This window comes from Mesorhizobium sp. M7A.F.Ca.CA.001.08.2.1, from assembly GCF_003998455.1.
Taxonomy (GTDB): domain Bacteria; phylum Pseudomonadota; class Alphaproteobacteria; order Rhizobiales; family Rhizobiaceae; genus Mesorhizobium; species Mesorhizobium ciceri.
In genome coordinates this window covers 1-5,982 of the sequence record NZ_RZPW01000371.1, presented here as the reverse complement: position 1 = coordinate 5,982, position 5,982 = coordinate 1, and the positions used below count along the sequence as shown (strand labels likewise).

Sequence of the window (5,982 nt, the reverse complement as noted above, 5' to 3'; positions counted from 1 at the left end):
GGGGAATAGGGGTGGCGGCAGTCACTGCTTCGGGCTAATTTGCCCTACTGCCCTATAATTTTCCCAAAAGCTCCGGCGTCGGCCAGCCATCCACCGGCAAACCTAGCCGCGTCTGCTCCTTGCGGATCGCCTCGCGGGTGTTGGTACCCAAAATGCCGTCGACGGTGCCGACATCGTAGCCCTTGGCTTCCAGCTTGGTCTGCAACGCCTTCATCTGCTCATTGTTGAGACCGGTCTCGGGATTGCGCGGGTCCAGCGGCGGAGCGCCTGCCAGCCGTGCGGCAAGGTTGGCTGCCGTCAGCGCATAGGTGAAGGACTGGTTCCATTCGAGATAGACGTCGAAATTGTCGTAGGTGAGGAAGGCTGGCCCCTTGCGGCCCATCGGCAGCGCGAGGCCTGCTTTCAGGCCGTTGTCGACCAGCGGCGCGCCGCTGGGGTAGGTGACGCCCCATTGCGCCCACTGCGACAGCGGCAGCTTGTTGGTGCGACCGGTCTGATCCCACGGCATGTCTTCGGGCACGCGGACTTCCTGGATCCAGGGCTGGTCGCGTTTCCAGCCGCGCGACAGCACCTTGTTGGCAGTGGTCATGATCACATCAGGCACGCTGCCGCGCAGGTCGATCTTGCCGTCGCCGTCGCCGTCGACGCCGCGTGCCAGATAGTCGGAGGGCAGGATCTGCGTCTGGCCGATCTCGCCGGCCCAGGCGCCCCTGACATCGGCCGGCAGCACGCCGCGATCGATCAGTTCCAGAAGCGGCACCAGCTGTTGCCGGAAGAGCTGCGGCCGGCGGCAATCATGGGAAAGCGTCACCAGGGCGCTCAGCGTGTGGAAGTCGCCCTGCACGGCGCCGAAATCGGTCTCCAGCGCCCAGAAGGCGGCGATGATCGGCGCCTGGACGCCGAACTGCTGGTCGGCGCGGGCGAAGACATCCGCGTATTTCTTTATGTTCGCCGCACCTTGCTTCAGGCGATAGGCCGAGATCATTCGGTTGGAAAACTCGACAAAGGTTTGGGTGAAGACGCCCTGGGCGCGGTCGCGCGCCAACACCTTGTCATCTAAGGTTGCCGCTTCAAGGGCGTCGAGACCCACTGCACCTACGCCGGCCGCCCTGGCTTCCGCGGCGACGCCCTGCTTCCAGGATTCGAAGTCGCCGCCGCATTCCTGCGCCATCGCCGGCAAGGCCGTGGCGCACAGGGTCAGCGCAGCCGCGAGGACTTTGGAACGCAGTCGCATCAGCTTCCTTTCGAAACGAACAGGGGGTCATTTGTTGTGCTCCCCCCGGGAAGCCCAACGCCCTGAATTACCGGCGGTTGCACTCTTTACCGCTGGCTGTGTCGAAAAGCAGGCGGCAGGCCCGGTGTCAACGGTGTTCTGCGGCAGCTTCTCTGCTGGAGTGATTTGATCCAGGGCGGTGCTGCAGTTGAACCGGTTCAACGGAAGCTCTGCTGGAGTGCTTTTGATCCAGGGCGGTGCTGCCGTTGAACCTGACGTCAACGGGTGTTCTGCCGCAGCCATTTGTTCCAGGCGGCTTCACTGCCGTTGAAGACGTTGATGTCGGACTTGCCGGTCATGCCGGGAACGATGCCGGTTCCGGTGTACTGCCAGAAGGTGAAGGGGTGGCTGCCGTATTTCTCACGCGGATGGCCGGCGACGGAACGCAGCCAGTAGGGATAGCCGCGGAACCCCGACAGCCCGTTGTCGTCGAAGAAGTCGACGGAAGTGTAGATGATCGGCTTCTTGCCGTAATGGCGTTCGACGATTTCGAGGAAGGTGGTCATCTCCGCGCGCACCGTGGCGGCGTCGGGACGCAGCCTGCAGGTCGGCGATTGCGGGTTCCATTCCATATCGAGGACCGGCGGCATCGCCGAGCGATCGACGGGGACGTTGCGGATGAACCAGCGCGCCTGAACGGCAGCCGGGGTGCAGAAATAATAGAAATGATAGGCGGCTCGCGGAATCCCGTTGGCCTTCGTGCGCGCCCAATGCTCGCTGAAATACCCGTCGAAACGGTCGCCGCCCTCGGTCGCCTTGATGAAGGCGAAGGAGATGCCGCTGGCCCTGGCAGCCGGCCAGTCGACCGAGGTCTGGTATTTGGAAACATCGGTGCCGTGGACGGCATAGTTCCACGGCGCGCCGCTCTCCCATTCATGCGGCTTGGAGTCGGCAAAGCGCGGCGCGCGCACGGCAACCGTCGGGCTGCTCGAAGCGGATGGCGACAGCGGCGAGAGATCGTCGACGGTCGAGCAAGCACCAAGCAGCGCTAGCATGATCAGGCCCGCAAGACGGCGCATCGCAATTCCCGAGCCGGATTCAGCCGGTCGCTGATGGGTCTCTACACTGTTGGCCTGCTTTGTGATCGGGGCCCCTCCGAACGATCGCCCCACAGCATCGCTCAGCATATCCTGTGATCGCCGATCATGGTTGATAATCCGTTGATGGCGCTCGACAAGCATTGTGATTTGCGGAAGCAATGGCGGCAAATCGATGACATAAGGGTCGGGCAGGGCCCGGAGGAAATAAATGCGGATCGTGGTCAAGATCGTCAAATGGCTGCTTGGCCTGATCGTCCTGGTGATCGCAGCACTTTTTGCCTGGCTTTATATCGCGCCACCGGAGTTGATCAGGGTCGGCTCGGGCTACTCGGCCAAGATCGTCTGTTCGAACGTTTTTATCGCCGGCCGCGATCCCAATGAGGTGCTGGCCGTCGACGTGCAGGCACCCGGGCATCCCCTGCTGCGGTTAATGCGGGTTTCGGTGGACAAGAACAGGGGAACGGTGTCTGCCGGCCTGTTCGGGTTCCTCGGCAAGAGCGTCGCCGTAGCCCGCGACGGGCTTGGCTGCGCTTCGGTTCCGGACGGCGACGTAGGAAAGGTGCGGCGGACCGCGATCCAAGCGGGGCCGTCGGCAGTCATCATGGGCGACCTGTGGCCGGAAGGCGAACGGGTCGAGGCATCACAGGATCCGGTTGTTGCCAAGCTGCTGGACGATGCGGCGCTGATCGGCACCGGCATGCGCGCAGTGGTGGTGGTCAAGAATGGCCGTGTCGTCGCCGAGCGCTACGGCGATGGCTTTTCCGCCAGGACGCCGCTGCTCGGCTGGTCGATGACCAAAACGGTGAATGCCGCCATCGTCGGTACGTTGGTCAAGGACGGCAAGATGGCTTTCGACAACAAAAACCTATTTGCCCCGTGGAAGGCGGACGGCCGCGCCGCGATCAGCCTTGCCGACATGATGGCGATGTCGAGCGGGCTGGAGTTCAACGAGGATTATGGCGACGTCGCCGACGTCACGCGCATGCTCTATCTCGAACCTGACATGGCGGGCTTTGCCGAATCCAAGCCGCTGGCTGCAGAGGTCGGCAAACAGTTTTCCTATTCGAGCGGCACGGCGGTGATGCTGTCGCGCCTCTGGCAGGACGCGGTCGGCGACAAAGCCAGGGCGCTGACCTGGCCGCGCACGGCGCTATTCGAGCCGCTCGGCATGCACAGCGCGGTGCTCGAAACGGACGAGCTGGGCACCTTCGTCGGCTCGTCCTATCTTTACGCGACCGCGCATGACTGGGCGCGCTTCGGCCAGTTCCTGCTGCAAGGCGGGGTGTGGAACGGCAACCAGATCCTGCCGGCCGGTTTCGTCGACTGGATGCGAGAGCCGGCATCCGCCTCGAAGGTCTACGGCAAGGGCCAATTGTGGATCGAGGCCCCGGGCGATGAGGAAAACCCCGGCGCCGGCGTCGCTGCAGGCCTGCCCAAGGACACGTACTGGATGGAAGGCCATGACGGGCAGACGGTTGCCATCATTCCCTCGGAGCAGTTGGTGGTGGTGCGGCTGGGGCTGACGCCTGCCAAGCTTGGCTATCGGCCGCAGACGATGGTGGGGGCGTTGGTGAAGGCACTCCATTAAGGTGCATTGACATTCAGGTGAGGTCGGCCTGCAAATGGCGGTTTCACCTTGGCTAGCCGCGCGGCCCGATAACCGCCAGCCAGGCGTAGCCGCGATAAAGCGTGCGGAAACGGAAGCTTGCGCCGGTTCGCCGAGATTCCGATTCCAGCACTTCGCGCAGCGATTCACGAGGCGCGACGTGGAATTTTTTCAGCCAGCCGCGCAGCAGTGTGCGAAACCAGCGCGGCAGGCCTTCCTGCTGGCCGAAATCGACGATGTGCAGCGAACCGTTCGGCGACAGGGCGGCAAGTGCCGCCGATACTGTTTTTTCCCAGCCGGGGATCATCGACAGCGAATAGGACACGAAGACACGGTCGAAGCGTTCGACATCGAAGAGTGCACGGGCATCGAAATCGGTGGCATCGCCCCTAGCCAATATGACGCGACCGGACAGGCCCTCGCGGTCGATCGCCTTTCCGGCCGTCTCCAGCATTTCGGCCGAAATATCGAGGCCGAAAAAGCGCGCGTCGGGATAGTGACGGGCGGCGAGGATAACGTTGCGGCCGGTGCCGCAGCCGAGTTCCAGCACGGTGCCACTGACAGGCACGTCGAGCCCCGAGATCATTGGGTCGCGGCCGAGCAGGTAGTATTTGCGGGTCAGGTCGTAGATGTGGCGCTGCCAGCGGTAGACGCCGTCCATCAGTTCGGCATGATTGGCCTTGAATTCGGGGCTGGCCGGCAGCTCGCTGCTGCTCATGCCGCGCGCTTCACATAGAGGTGGAAGCCGCCATAGATGGCCGAGCGGTCGCGGGCCGAAAATTCGCGCGAAGCCTGGTCCTGATAGTCCCATTGGTCGAGCAGCGAGCTGGAGACGCGACCCGGCAGCAGGCTGGGCTCGGCGGCGGTGCGGAAGATGACGCGGGCGCCGGTCGAAGCCGTACGGGTGATTTCCGCCCACAGCGCGTTGAGCTGATCGTCGGTCATCCAGTCCTGTGCGTCGAGCAGGACGAAGCGGTCGACCGCGCCTGCATCCTTGCCGGCGAGAAACTCGATCAGATTGGCATGGTGGATGGCGACGCGGCCGACATTGCCGCGGATGGTCTCGTAATTCTGCCTTTCGAGATAGGCGGGCAGGGCGGCCTCGCCGGGGTTCGGATAGCGGCGGGCAAAGGCTTGCCAGGCGAAGTAGTTATTCTCCAGCGGAAAATCGCAAGCGAGTTTTTCCAGCCGGGCTTTCAGCACGCTGGCCATGGTGCCGTCGCCAGAAGTGATCAGCGAATCGTACTGCGCCGGTGGAATGCCGAGGCCGAACAGTGAAGCCTTGCGCGACGTCGCCCATCTCAAAAGCTTGTTGTCGAAGACCGGCGCCAACTCCTCGTTGAAGAAGCGGCGCTGCTCGCCGATGTTCCTGGCCTGCATGATGCCGGCTGGGTCGACGCCGAAGAATTTTCCCGTGCGATGGCCCATGGCGATGAACAGGCCGAGCAGGCCGGTCTGGTAGAAATTGCGGTCGAACACAGTGATGCGACGGCGCCCGCGCCAGTTGCGGCGCTCCCAGTAGTGACGGCTGACAGGATCGAGATGCGGCGCGATGAAACGGTCATACGCTTTCGAATTGTGGCTGGTGTCGGCGGCTCCGAAGAAGCGGAACAGATCGCCCTGCGATGGCAAATGGCGCACCGCCTCCAGCTTCATGCGGTTCAGCGCGATGTGCGCGGTGTTGAGGTCGACGGCGTCGACCCGGGCCGGCGAGCGCGTGAGGTAGGCCAGGATGTTGCAGCCGCCCGAGGCGATGGTGACGACGCGGTGGCCCTGGCCAAGCTGCATCGCCTCCATGTCGACATCGGGGTCTTCCCAGATCTGCGGATAGACGAGGCCGGAAAACAGGAAGGCGAACAGCCGCTCCGAAATGCCGGCCTTCGACAGCGGGCGGTTCTGATAGACGGCCTTTCCAACTTCCTTGCCGCGGCTAAAAACCAGATCTGCGGAAACGTCCGTCATGGCAAGATGATTCCCCATTTGCTTTGCCGCAAGCGGGTAGCGCTCGGCGATGACAGATGGATGACAGCAGCCGGCTAGCAGCCCGGGGGCGAGGTCATCGC

5 protein-coding genes are annotated in these 5,982 nt (G+C 63.4%); 1 reads left to right on the top strand and 4 read right to left on the bottom strand.

The window, feature by feature from the left end; all coding sequences use genetic code 11:
- Positions 1-52 precede the first annotated feature (52 nt).
- Together EN914_RS20965 and EN914_RS20960 are read right to left on the bottom strand one after the other, a co-directional pair.
- Positions 53-1,234: a lytic murein transglycosylase gene (locus EN914_RS20965; protein WP_024501481.1), complete on the bottom strand. Its 1,182-nt coding sequence runs from the start codon at positions 1,232-1,234 to the stop codon at positions 53-55.
- 257 nt (positions 1,235-1,491) lie between these two features.
- Positions 1,492-2,292, bottom strand: a complete 801-nt coding sequence (locus EN914_RS20960; protein ID WP_024501480.1) for a GH25 family lysozyme — start codon at positions 2,290-2,292, stop codon at positions 1,492-1,494.
- A 229-nt stretch (positions 2,293-2,521) separates the two neighbouring features.
- Here EN914_RS20960 and EN914_RS20955 point away from each other — a divergent pair, with 229 nt between their 5' ends.
- Complete coding sequence (locus EN914_RS20955; protein ID WP_024501479.1) at positions 2,522-3,901, top strand: serine hydrolase; 1,380 nt, start codon at positions 2,522-2,524, stop codon at positions 3,899-3,901.
- A 52-nt stretch (positions 3,902-3,953) separates the two neighbouring features.
- On the opposite strand, the gene EN914_RS20950 is transcribed toward EN914_RS20955, so the two are convergent.
- Together EN914_RS20950 and EN914_RS20945 are read right to left on the bottom strand one after the other, a co-directional pair.
- The gene (locus EN914_RS20950) at positions 3,954-4,637 is read right to left on the bottom strand and encodes a class I SAM-dependent methyltransferase (protein WP_024501478.1); all 684 of its coding nucleotides are present in this window, start codon (positions 4,635-4,637) and stop codon (positions 3,954-3,956) included.
- Positions 4,634-5,932 carry a DUF3419 family protein gene (locus EN914_RS20945; protein WP_127223534.1) on the bottom strand — a complete coding sequence of 433 codons (1,299 nt, stop codon included), beginning with the start codon at positions 5,930-5,932 and terminating at the stop codon, positions 4,634-4,636. The genes EN914_RS20950 and EN914_RS20945 overlap by 4 nt, the downstream gene beginning before the upstream one ends.
- Positions 5,933-5,982 lie beyond the last annotated feature (50 nt).